The organism is Streptomyces scabichelini (assembly GCF_011045015.1).
GTDB lineage: Bacteria > Actinomycetota > Actinomycetes > Streptomycetales > Streptomycetaceae > Streptomyces > Streptomyces scabichelini.
The window spans coordinates 17790-31970 of sequence record NZ_JAAKZY010000116.1; the positions used below are offsets into that span (position 1 = coordinate 17790).

15 protein-coding genes are annotated in these 14181 nt (G+C 69.4%); 4 read left to right on the top strand and 11 right to left on the bottom strand.

From position 1 onward, the window contains the following. Positions 1 to 66 precede the first annotated feature (66 nt). Genes G5C60_RS30405 through G5C60_RS30415 form a run of 3 tightly spaced genes read right to left on the bottom strand, consistent with a single transcriptional unit; the run spans position 67 to position 1840 of the window. Positions 67 to 834, bottom strand: coding sequence for a metallophosphoesterase family protein (locus tag G5C60_RS30405; RefSeq protein ID WP_165264199.1), 768 nt, complete (start codon positions 832 to 834; stop codon positions 67 to 69). After that, positions 831 to 1154 carry a BON domain-containing protein gene (locus G5C60_RS30410; protein WP_241267186.1) on the bottom strand — a complete coding sequence of 108 codons (324 nt, stop codon included), beginning with the start codon at positions 1152 to 1154 and terminating at the stop codon, positions 831 to 833. The genes G5C60_RS30405 and G5C60_RS30410 overlap by 4 nt, the downstream gene beginning before the upstream one ends. Then, a complete protein-coding gene (locus G5C60_RS30415) occupies positions 1151 to 1840 on the bottom strand; it encodes a nucleotidyltransferase family protein (RefSeq protein WP_420907423.1) in 690 nt (229 codons plus the stop codon). The genes G5C60_RS30410 and G5C60_RS30415 overlap by 4 nt, the downstream gene beginning before the upstream one ends. Positions 1841 to 2375: 535 nt before the next feature. Between G5C60_RS30415 and G5C60_RS30420 the strand changes: the two genes are divergently transcribed. Beyond that, positions 2376 to 2912: a hypothetical protein gene (locus G5C60_RS30420; RefSeq protein WP_165264201.1), complete on the top strand. Its 537-nt coding sequence runs from the start codon at positions 2376 to 2378 to the stop codon at positions 2910 to 2912. Between the two features lie 44 nt (positions 2913 to 2956). Here the strand turns inward: G5C60_RS30420 and G5C60_RS30425 are convergent, their stop codons facing one another. Genes G5C60_RS30425 through G5C60_RS30450 form a run of 6 tightly spaced genes read right to left on the bottom strand, consistent with a single transcriptional unit; the run spans position 2957 to position 9820 of the window. After that, positions 2957 to 4006, bottom strand: coding sequence for an oligopeptide/dipeptide ABC transporter ATP-binding protein (locus G5C60_RS30425; protein ID WP_165264202.1), 1050 nt, complete (start codon positions 4004 to 4006; stop codon positions 2957 to 2959). Continuing rightward, positions 4003 to 5193 (bottom strand): ABC transporter ATP-binding protein, encoded by a 1191-nt coding sequence (locus tag G5C60_RS30430; protein WP_420907424.1) that lies wholly within the window; start codon positions 5191 to 5193, stop codon positions 4003 to 4005. The genes G5C60_RS30425 and G5C60_RS30430 overlap by 4 nt, the downstream gene beginning before the upstream one ends. Continuing rightward, positions 5186 to 6154: an ABC transporter permease gene (locus G5C60_RS30435; protein WP_165264203.1), complete on the bottom strand. Its 969-nt coding sequence runs from the start codon at positions 6152 to 6154 to the stop codon at positions 5186 to 5188. Before G5C60_RS30435 ends, G5C60_RS30430 begins: the two co-directional genes overlap by 8 nt. A 3-nt stretch (positions 6155 to 6157) precedes the next feature. Then, positions 6158 to 7174 (bottom strand): ABC transporter permease subunit, encoded by a 1017-nt coding sequence (locus G5C60_RS30440; RefSeq protein ID WP_165264204.1) that lies wholly within the window; start codon positions 7172 to 7174, stop codon positions 6158 to 6160. Positions 7175 to 7182: 8 nt separating this feature from the next. Beyond that, positions 7183 to 8910 (bottom strand): ABC transporter substrate-binding protein, encoded by a 1728-nt coding sequence (locus tag G5C60_RS30445; RefSeq protein WP_165264205.1) that lies wholly within the window; start codon positions 8908 to 8910, stop codon positions 7183 to 7185. Positions 8911 to 8923: 13 nt separating this feature from the next. Then, positions 8924 to 9820 carry a proline iminopeptidase-family hydrolase gene (locus tag G5C60_RS30450; RefSeq protein ID WP_165264206.1) on the bottom strand — a complete coding sequence of 299 codons (897 nt, stop codon included), beginning with the start codon at positions 9818 to 9820 and terminating at the stop codon, positions 8924 to 8926. 236 nt (positions 9821 to 10056) lie between these two features. Between G5C60_RS30450 and G5C60_RS30455 the strand changes: the two genes are divergently transcribed. After that, a complete protein-coding gene (locus G5C60_RS30455; protein ID WP_165264207.1) occupies positions 10057 to 10824 on the top strand; it encodes a FadR/GntR family transcriptional regulator in 768 nt (255 codons plus the stop codon). A gap of 566 nt (positions 10825 to 11390) precedes the next feature. Continuing rightward, complete coding sequence (locus G5C60_RS30460) at positions 11391 to 11678, top strand: hypothetical protein (RefSeq protein ID WP_165264208.1); 288 nt, start codon at positions 11391 to 11393, stop codon at positions 11676 to 11678. On the opposite strand, the gene G5C60_RS30465 is transcribed toward G5C60_RS30460, so the two are convergent. After that, positions 11626 to 12555, bottom strand: coding sequence for an AraC family transcriptional regulator (locus G5C60_RS30465; protein ID WP_420907425.1), 930 nt, complete (start codon positions 12553 to 12555; stop codon positions 11626 to 11628). The genes G5C60_RS30460 and G5C60_RS30465 overlap by 53 nt on opposite strands. 113 nt (positions 12556 to 12668) lie before the next feature. Between G5C60_RS30465 and G5C60_RS30470 the strand changes: the two genes are divergently transcribed. Further along, positions 12669 to 13349, top strand: a complete 681-nt coding sequence (locus G5C60_RS30470; protein ID WP_165264210.1) for an NAD(P)H oxidoreductase — start codon at positions 12669 to 12671, stop codon at positions 13347 to 13349. A 280-nt stretch (positions 13350 to 13629) separates the two neighbouring features. On the opposite strand, the gene G5C60_RS30475 is transcribed toward G5C60_RS30470, so the two are convergent. Then, a partial coding sequence (locus G5C60_RS30475) for a ricin-type beta-trefoil lectin domain protein (protein ID WP_165264211.1) occupies positions 13630 to 14181 on the bottom strand: 552 nt, incomplete at its 5' end.

A 14181-nucleotide genomic window follows, 5' to 3' on the forward strand; every position in this document is an offset into this window, starting at 1 on the left:
GCGGCTGATGCTGTGCACACCGCCACGGCCTCCGGGTGCCCCTGCCCAGGGAGGGCTAACGCCTGCTCAGCCGAAGGTGCCGGCGGAGGTGGCAGCCGTCGTCGGCACCTCGTGGCTGTGCAGGTGATAGACGCTGAACGCCCTGCGAAGGACCGGCTGTGCGACGTTGCGGACCGGGATGCCCCCGCTGGTCATGCCGTGTTCCGTACCGGCGTGTGCGTGTCCGTGGACGGCCAGGTCCGCGCCCGCCGTGTCGATCGCCTCGGCCAGGAGGTAACTGCCGAGGAACGGATAGATCTCCGGGGGCTCGCCGGCCAGCGTGTCCGGCACGGGGGAGAAGTGCGTGAGCGCGATCCGCGTCCCGCAGCCCTGCCCGGCCAGTTCGTCGAGCGAGGCACGCAGACCGTCGGCGCAGCGGCGCGTGTACCGGATGAACTCCTTCATCAGCGGTTCGCCGAACTCGCTGCCGCTCCGGCCGACGAACCCGCCGCCGAAACCCTTCGTGCCGGCGACGCCGACGCGCGTGCCGTCGACCTCGACGACCGTTCCCTGCCCCTCGAGTACGCGCACACCCGCCTCGCGCAGAACGGCGGTGACCTCCTCCGGCTTCTCGTCGTGGTGATCGTGGTTGCCGAGCACGGCGACGACCGGTACGGGCAGACCGGCCACCTCCTGGGCGACCACACGCGCTTCCTCCGGCGTGCCGTGCCGGGTGAGGTCGCCGGCCAGGAGCAGAACGTCGGCACAGTCGGGCAGGGTGTCGAAGGCGGGCCTGAGCAGGCCCTGACTGTCGAGCCCCATGTGAATGTCCCCGACAGCCGCGACGCGGATCATGCCACCTCCTCGGGATGATCGGGAGCCGCGGCCTCGGCCACGACGATGTCGTAATGGACGGCCAGGCCGGCCAGTTCCTCGTCCACGGTGCGCAGAATCTCCTCGCGGCAGTGCGCGGTGGGCACGGTGCCGATGACCGCCACGGCCGATCCCCGTGTCTCGACACGCATGCCGAGTTCGCCCAGTTCCCCTGCGGCGAGCCGCTCCTGCAGATGGGCGATTCGGTACTCGACGTTGTTCTCGACGGCGTTGTTCCCGGCGGCTGCGGCGTCCGCCGTGGTCCTGGTACCAGCCGGGTCATGTCCGGCTCGGTCGTTCATCGATGTCCTCCCTGCGGTGCGATGACGTCGAGGCGCTCCAGCAAATAGAGGAAGGCGGCCGGCATCGGTGCGTCCCCGAACTCGCGGCGGATCCGTTCCCAGTCGACCTTCTCGCGCAGCAGCCGGGCGATCGGCAGGACGGCGCCGAAGTCGCAGTGGTGCTCGGAGAAGGCGGCGACCAGGCTCCGCAGCAGGTCGGTCGGTGCCAGGACCGGCATCTGTACGGAGTCCACCGACAGGTCCATCGCCCTGCCGAGCAGTTCCGTGCTGACCGGCTCATGGGCAAGGCCGAAGATGAGGTCCACGTCCTGCCCGAGACACTTGGCCTTCAGCAACCAGTCCTCGGGAGGCGCGTACACCGTCAGACCGGCTTCCTCCAGCGTGGCGGCGATCTCTTCGGCGTCCTCGGGCCTGATGCAGAAGTCGGCGTCGTGCTGGAGATTGCCCACCCCGCCGTGGGCGTACACGGCGACGCTGCCGGCGAGGGCGAAGTCGTGTCCGTGCCGCTTCAGGACGGCGGCGACCTGTTTCGTCGCTTCCAGGATCGCCTGATGGCGGTCGGGCGGAAGATCTTTTTCCGCGCGCACATCCTCCCGACGGGGCTCCTCGGCCGCTCCTCCCGCCAGATGCAGTTCGGTAACTGGGCGCCGCCCGTCGAGAGCGGCGTCATCCGCGTTCTGCGCCACTGCTGCTCCGTTTCCGGACGCCAGCCGCTGCATCCTCCGTGCATGTCGGCCGTCTCCGACGATCCCTGCTCCGGACACCACCGGTACCCAGCGCATCGACTTCGACTCAGCCCTGCTGCTCCTACGAGTACCGCCTGGCCCGCAGCGGAATCACGCGGTGCGTCCCCGGCGGCCGGCGCCGTCCGGCTCGTGGTGGGCGCTGATGGCGTTACGGGTCTCCACCGCGCCGCGGATCAATCCCTGCCGCCGCTCGAAGTGAGGGAGAACGTGATGTTTACCTTCTGCGGGTCGGGGAGACACGGATGCTGTGCCGCGGTCCCGCCCTTTGTCGTGAGGGAGCTGACGGGGCACGGCGTCGGAGTCGCTCTCCGCCGACGGCTCGCGACCGCGGCACACCACGCAGCTGCGGCACGCCACGCAGCTTCCGAGTCCGGACGGAGCATTCGTCCGGCGGCCGCGCACCTATCCGTCTATATCGCTCCATAACTGTCCGGCTGGTCGTATTCGTCCGCTGCCCATGGTGGGGAGTCGCGTGATGAGTGATATCCGGAGTTCCGCCGCAGGAGCGGTGCAGCACGGCGGCAGGCTTCGCACGGAGCTGCTCGGCATCTATCTCAACGACCACTTGGCGGGAGCAATCGTCGGTACCCGGCGCGCCCAGCACATGGTCACCACGCTGCAGGGCTCCGAACTCGCTGAAGCGTTGGAACCCATCGCCGGCGAGATCGCACAGGACCGGGCGAGCCTGCTGGACATCATGAGGCGGCTCGGTGTTCCGGCGCGGCGTTACAAGGTCTATGCGGGGCAATTGGTCGAGACGGTGGGCCGCCTGAAAAGCAATGGCCGTCTGATACGTCGCTCTCCGCTCACCTCGGTGGCGGAGCTGGAGTTCCTTCGCCTGGGAGTCGAAGGAAAAGCCGCCGGATGGCGGACCCTGCGCCGGCTCTCCGGGAGTGACGAGCGCCTTGACCAGCAAGGACTCGACGAGCTGCTGGAAAGAGCCCAACGACAACTGCGGACGCTGGAGGACCTGCGCCTGAGGGAGGCACAGACAGTGTTCCGGACGACGTGACACATGGTTCCGGCTGCGAGCACCGTCAGCCGGACCTGGGTCCTTCAGCCGGCCAGCGGGTAGTGGCAGGCGGCCTGGCGGCCTGAGACCGTCCGGGTGAGCCGGGGACGTTCCATCGCGCAGCGCTCGCGGGCGTACGGGCAGCGGGTGTGGAACGTGCAGCCGGTCGGCTTGGTCACCGGGTTGGGCACTTCGCCGGTGAGGATGATGCGTTCCCTGCGCGGCGCGTCCGCACCGCCGCCCGCCTCGCCGACACCGTCGTCGATCTCCGGGACCGCGGACATCAGCGCCTGGGTGTAGGGGTGGGCGGGAGCCGCGTACAGCGTTTCCGTCTCGGCGAGCTCGACGATCTCGCCCAGGTACATGACGGCGATCCGGTCCGAGACATGGCGGACCACGCCGAGGTCGTGGGCGATGAAGACGTACGTCAGCCCGAACTCGTCCTGGAGATCGGCGAAGAGGTTGAGCACCTGGGCCTGGATCGACACGTCGAGCGCGGACACTGGTTCGTCCGCGACGATCAGCTTTGGAGAGGTGGCCAGTGCCCGGGCGATGCCGATGCGCTGGCGCTGGCCGCCGGAGAACTCGTGCGGATACCGGTCCAGGTGCGCCGAGGCAAGGCCCACGACGTCGAACAGCTCGGCCACCCGGCGCCGGACCGCGGCGCCGTCCCCGTACCGGTGGATGAGCAGCGGCTCGGCCACGATGTCCCCGGCCCGGCGCCGCGGGTTGAGTGAGGCCTGCGGGTCCTGGAAGACCAGCTGCATGCCCGGACGTACGCGGCGCAGACGGCGCGCCGACAGCGTGGTGATGTCCTGGCCGTCGAACTCGACCCGGCCGCTCGTGATGTCGGTGAGCCTGACCAGGCAGCGGCCGAGGGTGGACTTGCCGCAGCCGGACTCGCCGACGATGCCGAGCGTCTCCCCGCCGCGCACCTCCAGCGACACTCCGTCCACGGCCCTCAGTACTCTCCGGGGCCGGGCGAGCGAGTCCGCGCGCAGGGGGTAGTGCTTGGCGACGTCCGAAGCGCGCAGCAGCACGTCGCCGCCCGGCCCGGCATGGTTGTTCGCCGCCACGATCTCCTGCGCTGTCACGGCGCCGCCTCCCTGTCTGCGTCCACCTTGTTCGCCCTTTCTGCCTTTTCTGCCTTTTCCGCGTTGTCCGCCTTGTTCGCCCTGGCCGGCGCGGGTCCGGTACCGCCGGCGCCGGCATCGGCGTCCGTCTCCGCGGTCGCACCGGCCCCGGTCGCCGCCGCCCGCGCCGCAAGCCGCAGCGACGCACGGTCACCGGGCGACAACCAGCAGGCATCGCGGTGCGTGAAGTCGGCGGGCGCGGCGGAGAGTTGGGGGCGTTCCTCGCACCGGTCGTGACGCAGCCGGCAGCGTGGCGCGAACGCGCATCCCTCCGGCAGGCTGTCCGGCGATACGGGCACGCCCGCGATGGTGGGCAGCCGCCGCAGCCGGGGCCCGCCGACGCGGGGCACCGAGTCGAGCAGCCCCCAGGTGTACGGGTGCCGCGGACCGTGGAACACCGCCTGGCGCGGGCCTTCCTCGGCCGCCCGGCCGCCGTACATGACCAGCACCCGGTCGGCGATCTCGGAGACCACGCCCATGTCGTGGGTGATCAGCACCACGGCGGAGCCGCGCGCGTTGAGCTCCCGCATCAGGTCGAGGATCTGCGCCTGGATGGTCACGTCCAGTGCCGTGGTGGGTTCGTCGGCGATCAGCAGCGCGGGCGAGCAGGCGAGAGCCATCGCGATGACCGCACGCTGCCGCATGCCGCCGGAGAACTCGTGCGGGTAGGCGTTCACCCGCGAGGCGGCGTCGGGGATGCCGACATCGGACAGCAGCCCGACCGCGCGTGCGTGCGCCTCCTTCCGGGACACCTGCTCGTGGGCCCGTATCTGCTCGGCGATCTGCCAGCCCACGGTGTACACGGGGGTGAGCGCGGTCATCGGGTCCTGGAAGACCATGGCGATCTCCCGGCCCCGTACCGCACGCATCTGTTTGTCGGGGAGAGTGAGCAAGTCGCGGCCGCGGAAGAGGACTTCGCCCGAGACGGTCACGTTCGGGTTGGTCAGCAGCCGCAGCACGGCCAGCATCGACACGCTCTTGCCCGAGCCCGACTCGCCCACGACGCCCAGGATTTCGCCGGGGGCAACCGAGAGGGAGAGGCCGTCGACGGCCGTGACGCGGCCGCGGCGAGTGCGGAACGAAACCCTCAAGTCGCGTACGTCCAGCAGGAGTTGGTCGGACATGGGGTCGGACAAGTGGTCAGACATGGCGGGCCCTCGGATCGAGTCGCGCGTACAGGATGTCCACCAGCGCGTTGGCGAGGACCACGAAGAACGCCGCGTACAGGACGGTCCCCATGATCACGGGCAGGTCCAGGTTCTGCAGCGCGTCAAAGGTGAGCTTGCCGATGCCGGGCAGTCCGAAGACCACCTCGGTGAGCAGGGCGGCGCCACCCACGAGCGCACCGAAGTCCAGGCCGAACAGCGAGACGATCGGGATGAGCGAGCAGCGCAGCGCGTGCCGGACGAGGATCCGCCGCTCGGACAGGCCCTTGGCCCGCGCGGTGCGAACGTAGTCCTCGTTCAGCGCGGTGACCACTTCACCGCGCAGCAGCCGGGCGTAGATCCCGGCGTACAGCAGTGACAGGGTCAGCCACGGGAACAGCAGATGCAGCGCCCACTGGCCGGGGTTCTGGCTCAGCCCGACGTATCCGGGTGGCGGGACCCAGGAGAACACCGTGCCGTGCAGCTGTTTCTGGGTGATCAGGTTGACGACCTCGCCGAGCCAGTAGGCGGGCAGCGACACGCCGACCACCCCGACCAGCATGATCAGCGGGTCGACGGCCGTGCCGCGCAGCGTCGCCGCGGCCGTGCCCATGAGGATGCCGACCGCCATCCAGATGACCGCCGCTCCCACCACCAGCGAAAGCGTCACGGGCATCGCCTGCACGATCTGCGGGATGACGCGGGCTCCTCGGTTGACGAACGACTCCAGATCACGGTCGATCAGCAGGTGTCGCATCATCAGCAGGTACCGGATCGGAAGTGGCCGGTCGAGCCCGAAGGAGTGCCGCACCTGGGCCAGCGTGGCCGGGTCGGCGTTACGGCCCGCGATGCGCGCCGCGGGATCGACACCGGGCGTGGCGAAGAAGATCAGGAACACCAGCACACTGATCGCGAACATGACCAGGAGCGCCGAGACGAAGCGCCGGGCGGCGAAGTACAGCATCCGTCACACCCCTCCCCGCAGCCGGGCGCTCGGGTCGAGCGCGTCCCGCACGCCGTCCCCCAGGACGTTGAGTGCCGCCGTGGTCAGCGCGATCAGCAGGCCAGGGGCGATCGTCACGGCGGGCCGGGTGTAGAGCAGTCCCAGGCCGTCCTCGATGATCGTGCCCCAGCTGGCGTCGGGCGGCTGGACCCCGACGGACAGGAAGGACAGAGCCGACTCGGTGAGCATGGCCAGCGCGGTCATCAGCGGTACGAAGACGATCGCCGTGGGCAGGACGTTCGGCAGCACCTCCCGGCGCATGACGCGCAGGGTGGGCGCGCCGGAGCCGATGGCCGCCTGGATGAACTCCTTGTTGCGCAGCACCAGCACCTGGCCGCGCAACGGGCGGGCTACGTACGGCACATAGATCGCCGCGATGATCACGACGGGCAGCCACAGGCTCCCCGCGTCCACGGTGACCGGCCCCAGGCGCAGGCCGTTGGTGAGCAGCACCACCGACAGGCAGATGGCCAGCAGGTACACCGGGAACGCCCAGATGACGTCCAGGACCCGGGAGATGACGGCGTCCACGACGCCGCCCGCATAACCCGCGAGGACTCCGACGGCCGTGCCGACGACGCAGGTCAGCAGGGCCGCCGCGACGCCGATGAGCAGGCTGGTGCGGCCGCCGTACAGCAGGCGTGCCATGACGTCGCGGCCCTGGTTGTCGGCGCCGAGGAAGTAGTGCGCCATGTCCCACGTGGGGCCGATGGGTGTGACGCCGAGCCCGAGACCGGTGCTGCTGGGGGTGAGCACCGGCACGGTCCTGCCGTCCACGACCGTGGTGCCGGAGACATGGGACTGGAACGGGTCGGTGTGGGCGATGTGGTCCGCGTACAACGGCGCGCACAGGCTCACCGCGACGACGACGAGCAGGACGATGGCCGCGGCCACCGCCGACCTGTTGCGCAACAGGTCGGCGGCGGCCGTCCGCCAGGGGCCCGGCGAGCGCCGGGCCGCAGTGGTGGTCGACAGGGGCACGGTGCGGCTCACTTCACCCACAACTGCCCGACGAGCATGTAGAATTGCTTGCTGAACTGGTAGTTGCCGACGCGCTTCGACGTGAAGTCGATGATCTTCGGGTTGATCAGCGGGACGACCGGCGACTTCGTCATGATGTCCTGGTCGATCGTGCCCCACTCGTTGTCGGCGCTCTTCTGATCGGTCTGCCCGGTCTTGAGTGCCGCCTTCATCCTCGCGTCGATGCCCTTGTCGCAGAACCCGGAGATGTTGATGCTCGAGTCGCTGCCGGGATGGAACGAGGCACAGGACAGCAGCACGTTGAGGAAGTCGGAGGCCGCCGGATAGTCCTGGTACCAGGACGTCAGGGCCAGCTGCACCTTGTTCTTGGTGTTCTGGATGTAGGTGAACTGGATGTTCCCCGACAGCGGCTTGAGCGTGGCCTTGTAGCCGAGCTGGTTGAGCAGGCTCTGCAGATACTGGCCGATCGACTTGTTGACCTCGTCGTCGCTCACGACGATGCCGATCTCCTGCCCCGCCGTGCCGGACTTCTTGACCAGTTCCTTGGCCTTGGCCAGGTCCGGGGCCGACCAGGTCTTGTCCCCGTCCTTGGAGTACTGGCAGGAGTCGACGTGTCCGGGGAAGCCGGGCGGCAGGATGGTGCACGCGGGAGAGGCGAGGTTCTTGCCGCCGTACAGCCGGACCACGGCCTCCCGGTCGACGGCCCAGTTGATGGCCTGACGCGCCAACTCGTTGTCGAACGGCGCCATGTTGACGTTCAGCGTCACATACCAGAACGCGGTCAGCGGATTGACGTGCGCCTGGGAGGCGTACTCGGTGCCGATCTCGTTCAGGCGGTCGGCGGGCGGCGGGTCGTACATCCAGTCGGCCTCGCCGTTCTGGACGGCGGTCACCTCGGACTCGACAGTCTGGCCGAAGGTGTAGTCGATCTTGTCGGGGTAGCCCTGGGGCTGCCCGTCCCGCGACCACTCCTTGAAGTGCGGGTTGCGCACCAGCTTCAGCGCCCGGTTGGGGTCGTACGAGGCCGCCATGTACGGGCCGGTCGTCGGCAGCGGTTTGGTACCGGCGTCCTTGGCCGGCGAGTCCTTCGGCACCACGCTGGCGTGCGGCACTGCCAGCTTGTAGGGGAGCTCCGGGTCCGCAGTGGTGAGATTGACGGTCACCGTACCGGCCGAGGCGTCACCGACGACGCCCTTGTCGAGGGTGCAGTCCGCGGGCTTCTTGATGCAGGCGTCCGCCCCGACGATGCCGTTGTAGAAGGTGCCCGCCGTGGGGCTGGAGACCTTGAAGATGCGCTGGAAGGACGCCACCACGTCGTCGGTGGTCACGGGTTTCCCGTTGGAGAACTTGATGCCCTTGCGCAGCGTGAAGGTGTACGTTTTGCCGCCGTTGGTCACCTTGGGCATGGCCGCGGCCAGGTCAGGTACGACGGTGAACGACTGCTGGCCGCCGGTCTTCTTGAACGCCAGCAGACCGTCGTACATCGACTGGTACAACTGCCAGTACTGAAGGGTGTAGTTCACCTGCGGGTCGAAACTGCCCGCGGCCGCGTGGGCGACGAGACGCAGGGTGCCGCCCTTGTGCTCGGGCTGGAAGGCGGACGACCCGGCCCCCGAGGAAGACGCGGTCGGGTCGGACGAGGCGCCGTCGTCGGAGGACGAGCAGGCGGCCGCGGTGAGGGCGAGGGCGGTGGTGACGGCGGCGAGGGCTGTGCGGTGTCTGGTGCTCCGGGGCATCGGAGGGCTCCCGTCAGTCGGTGGAGTCGAGGAAGGCGCCGACGACCTGGAGGTACAGCTCCTCCTCCTCGACGTGCGGCATGTGGCTGGACTGCTCGAAGATCTCCCAGCGGACGTCCCGGACACGGTCCGCGTACGGCTGGACAGTGGCGGGAGTGGCTTCGTCGTACCGTCCGGAGACGAGCAGGGTGGGCACGTCGATCAGGTGGAGGCGGTCGATGACCGACCAGTCCTTCATGGTGCCGATCACATGGAACTCATTGGGCCCGTTCATGGTGTGGTACACCGTCGGGTCGGCCGCGACGTTGGCCCAAGTGGCCTCCACCTCGGGCGGGTTGGGGACGACCCGGCAGACATGGCGGTCGTAGAAGACTTTCTCGGCGGCCCGATAGTCGGGGCTGTCGGTGGTGCCGGCCGCCTCGTGCTCGTCCAGGATCCGCCGTACCTCGGGCGGCAGAGCGGCCCGTAGTCCGCTCGCCGCCGACAGCCAGAGCTCCATGGAGGCGGGGGAGTTCGCGATGACCAGGCCGCGCAGCCCGGCCGGGCGGCGCACGGCGTGTTCGGCGGCGAGCATGCCGCCCCACGACTGGCCGAGGAGGTGGTAGGCGTCGGCGATGCCCAACGCCTTGAGGAGATGGTCGAGTTCGTCGAGGAAGAGCTGGACGGTCCAGAAGTCGGCGCCCTTGCCGGGCAGATGGGTGGAGTGTCCGATGCCGAGTTGGTCGTAGTGCACCACTTGGCGGCCCTGCTGGGCGATGCCCGCGATGCGCAGCGTGTAGTCGTGACCGGCACCGGGTCCGCCGTGCAGAACGACCAAGGGCGTCCTGCCCGGCTCGCCCGTCGTCCGGTACCAGGTGGACCAGCCGTTGAAGTCGACGGTTCCGGTGTGGTTCGGTTCGGGGATCGCCACGGGAGATCCTCCCGGACCGGCCTGAAGCAGTCGGTCCATGTCTGAAAAGAGGTGAGTGTGACGCGGATGGCTGACATACTCATTGGGTAAATGCTCAGTCCACAAGACCTTTTATGGGTGCCCGAACAGAAGTAACCGCCTGTTTACGTGTCCGGCATCCGTGATCGACCCCGGGAGGACAGCTGACATCCGCACCTGACTCATCCGAGCCGACGCCGCAGGACGAGTTCTCCCGAATGCTCGACCGCGTCCTCCACGGCGGCGCTCCCTCGCCTGAACTGCGCCCGGTGCGCGTGGCCTCGGCGGTCGACGAGGTCTCCGACCGGCTGCTCACCGCGATCGCCGTCGGAGACTTCCTGCCGGGGGAGCGGCTGCCGGTCGAACGCGAGCTCACCCGGCTGCTGCGGGTGAGCCGCCCCACCGTGCGCGAGGCCGTCGGACGTCTCCAGGCCGTGGGCGTCATCGAGATCCGCCGCGGCCGCAACGGCGGAGCGTTTGTACGCGACAGCTGGACCGAGTCCTCCGGCGCGGCGGTGCGCCGTACCCTGCTGCCCCGATGGGAGCAGTTCGAGCAGCTCTTCGATCTGCGCGGCCTGGTGGAGGGCATGGTGGCAGCGACGGCCGCCCGACGCCGACGGCCCGAAGACCTCGATCCGATGCGCGACGCCCTGACCGCCTACCTGTCGGCGCGCAACCCCCGCGAGGAGCAGAACGCGGACAGCGCGTTCCACCAGAGCGTCTGCGGGGCCACCCGCAATCCGCAGATCACCATGCTCAGCCGGGATCTGCTGGCCCGGATCAGCCTCGGCTTCCCGGTCGAACCCTGGGGCAAGGGCGAGCGGTCCCACTTCCACCAGGGCGGCGAAGACCACAAGGCCCTGTACGAGGCCATCGCGGCGGGCGAGCCCGAGCGCGCGGAGGAGATCGCCCGGAATCACTTCACGATCAGCGCCGACATGATCCGTGACGTACTGGCGCGAGTACGGGCAACGGAACGGCCCTGACCGCCGGGCGCGGTTGAGTGGACGCCCCCGTCCGGGGAGCGCAGTTCGAGCTGGTCGCCGGCGAGCCGGTGCAGGCCCCAGCCGCGAGCAGTCCGCAGATCAGCGATGTCGCGGGAAGTGGCGCAGGCCGACTGTGATCGCGCCCACCACTTGTACCTCGATCGGAGTGCCACCGGGAGCCTGGGCCATCATCGACCGCGCGGCCCAGAAGATCCGCCGCCAGGAGCAGGGCGGTGAGTACGTCGCCGCCCGGCTCACCGCGCTCGGCGCTCTGCGGCTGCGGCCCGGCAGCGACCCGGCCCTGTGGCTGCGCGAGGCCCTGACCGCAGTCGGCGCCCGCAACCTCCGGCACTGCGGGCGCACCGCTACGTGTTCCGGCTCGGCCGATCCTGCCGCGAGCCGGAGGAGACCGAGCTCGGCCTCCCCGCCCTGTGGCCCTACCTCGAGCAACCCGAGGCCGAGCCCACAGCCGCCTGGGCGAAGGCCCCGGCACAGCCGTCGCCTTGGACTGCGCGCCGCCCGGTGCACCCAGTCCCACCGCCCACTCTCGACTCACTGAAGCTGACATGCCTTCGCGTCCCGCCAACTGCCCGCTCAGCACCCCCGATTGGACCTCCTACGATCTCGTCGCACCCCAGCTGTCCGGCGGCAAGGACAGCGCGGTCATGATGGCCGTGTTCATGGAAGGCGCCCGGACCGTCGGCGTAGCCGACAGCGTCATCTCGTACCACGCCGGCCTCGGTGTGCTGGAGTGGCCGCCCGTGGTCTTCGGCGGCATCCGCTACCCGGGGATGTGGGACGTCAGGACGCCGCGGCGCGGAAGACGCTGGGGCTCAGGCCCCGATGGCGTTTGAAGGCGGCGCTGAAGCCGAAGGCATCGGCGTAGCCGACAGACCTGGCGATCTGAGCGATGGCGAAGTCGGTGTCGGACAGGAGTGCCTCGGCCTCGTCCATGCGGCATTCGGTGAGGTACGTCAGCGGCGGGCGGCCCATCACCTCGGTGAAGCGTTTGGCGAACAGCGCCCGGGAGACGCCGGATTCGGCGGCGAGCGCCGCTACCGTCCACGTCTGGGAGGGCCGGGCGTGGAAGGCTTGGAGGGCGGGGGCGAGGATCGGTTCGGCCAGGCCGCGATACCAGTCGGGGGCGTCCGGTCCTGCCTGCTCGAACCAGGTGCGCAGCGTGCACACGAGGGCCCAGTCCAGGAGTCGGTCCATCAGCGCCTGCGAGCCGGCCGAACGCAGGGCTGCGTCGGCGGCGGCTGTCTCCAGCCAGGCGCAAACCTCGGTGTCCTCGTTGACCACCAGTACGGGTGGCAGGGCGCGCAGCAGTCGTTGATGGCGATGGCCCGATGCGCGGTAGGCGCCCACGATCAGTGCGGTCGCTCCGTCCGGATCGTTGCCCCAGCGGATGCCGCCGAGGTCCTGGGCGGTGCATGAGGCATCCTCTGTGAAGCAGGCGATCTCGTACTCGACGTGTGGGCGGTTGCAGGAGGTCGGCCGATCCGCCAGGTGAAACAGGTCGGGGCCGCGCACGATGGCCGTGTCGCCGACGCCGACCGCTTGTTCGGTGCCGTCGGGCAGCAGCAGGGTGCCGCCGCCACGCAGCACGCTCACCATGGTGAGCGGGGCGCTGTCGGCGAAGCGGATGGTCCAGGGCGCTTCCAGCACGGCGTGACTGACGACCGAGCCCTCGGCCCGGATGCCACTGAGCAGAGAACTCAAAGGATCCACGAGCGCCATCGTAGACGAACTCCTATGCAGCGGAGCGTTTCTCCCATGGATCATCCAATGGATCACGGGTGTACTGGACTGGAAGAACCGACCGAGACCAGCCAGGAGAGACCATGTCGCACCTCGACAGCGCAGCCGGAACCGCCCTTGTGGTCATCGCACATCACCGCACCGATTCCCTCACCGCGCACACCGCCCGCCGTACCGTTGCGCAACTCGAGAGCGCCGGATACGTCGTCGACCTCCTCGACCTGCACGCCGAGGGATTCGACCCGCGGATGAACGTGGCGGACCAGCCTGACTGGGGCAACCGGGAGAAGCCGTACTCGGATGAAGTCCGGGCTCATATGCAGCGCATTCTCGACGCCGATGTCGTCGTCGCCGTGTTCCCCGTGTACTGGCAGAGCGTGCCCGCCCTCCTCAAGGGCTGGATCGATCGCGTGTGGAACTACGGATTCGCCTACGGTCGCAGCAAGCCTCGCCTGGCGGGCAAGCGCATGCTGTGGCTGGGCCTGGCCGGTGCCACCGCCGACGACCCCATCGTGGAGGGAATGCAGGCCGTGCTGGAGACCAACCTGAGTGAGGGCATCGCCTACTACTGCGGGTTCTCCCACTCCTCCGTCGCCCTGCTCCCCGACGCCGAGGAGCGCCCTCAGCGCATCGACGCCGAGGGCAATCTGCTGGTCGGCGACGCGGTCGCGGGAGCCGAGCGCGAGGCGCAGTACACCGAGTTCGACCGCCGCACGGGGAAGGCCGTGGAAGGGTTCCTTGCGGCGGAGCCGGTGGCGGCCTGAGGGACACGACAGCGGCGGCGTTGCAGGCCGGTGCCCGGTCGATGCTTGGCCCGCAACGCTTCCGAGCACACCACGGTCTGCAACACCAGCCGCTACGGCAGACGCCGAGGCACTGGGCGGGGACCGGATGCACCCACGCCCGCAGGCCCAAGGGCCGAGGCCGGACGGGGCACCTCGACAGCTGCATCGGCCATCGGAACCACCCGAGCATGCCCGCTGACCAGGCTGCCGCACCGCGAAACTCCAAGATCCCCGATCTATAGGAGTTTCAGAGTCAAGCTCAGGCCGGTCCCGCCCCCGCCTTCCAGCGCTGGTCGTCGTCGTCGCCGTCGGCCGGGTCGAGGTCGAGCCTGTCGCCGCCTTCCAGGGTCAGTGCGTGGTCCGGGGCGATGGCCGGGCGGATGACACCCGTGCCGTCCACCGTGAACTGAAGGTTCTCGCCGTTGCTGCTGTCGAGCGAGTCGCAGTCCCAGATGCCGAGACCGTCACTGACGGAGTCCCGGCTGTCCAGGCAGAAGTCCGGGTCGGCGTACGACTGGAGGGCACCCCGGGCGGTGTCGACGCGCCAGCGCTGGGTTTCTGATGAGGAGCAGTCTGCGGCGATGACGTCCGTACCGTTGTCGAAGTCGCCGTTCTCGACGTCCAGGCACACGTTCGTGGCGACGTTCACCACCTGGGCGTACGAGCCGTCCGGCGGCTGGGGCCCGGGGGGCTCGGTACGCGTCGGCGTCGGGCTCGGAGTACGCGTGGGCGTCGGGCTCGGGGAGGCGGGCCGCGTCGACTTCGTCGGCCCGGGGGACTCGACCGTACGGGACGGGGACGGGGACGGGGA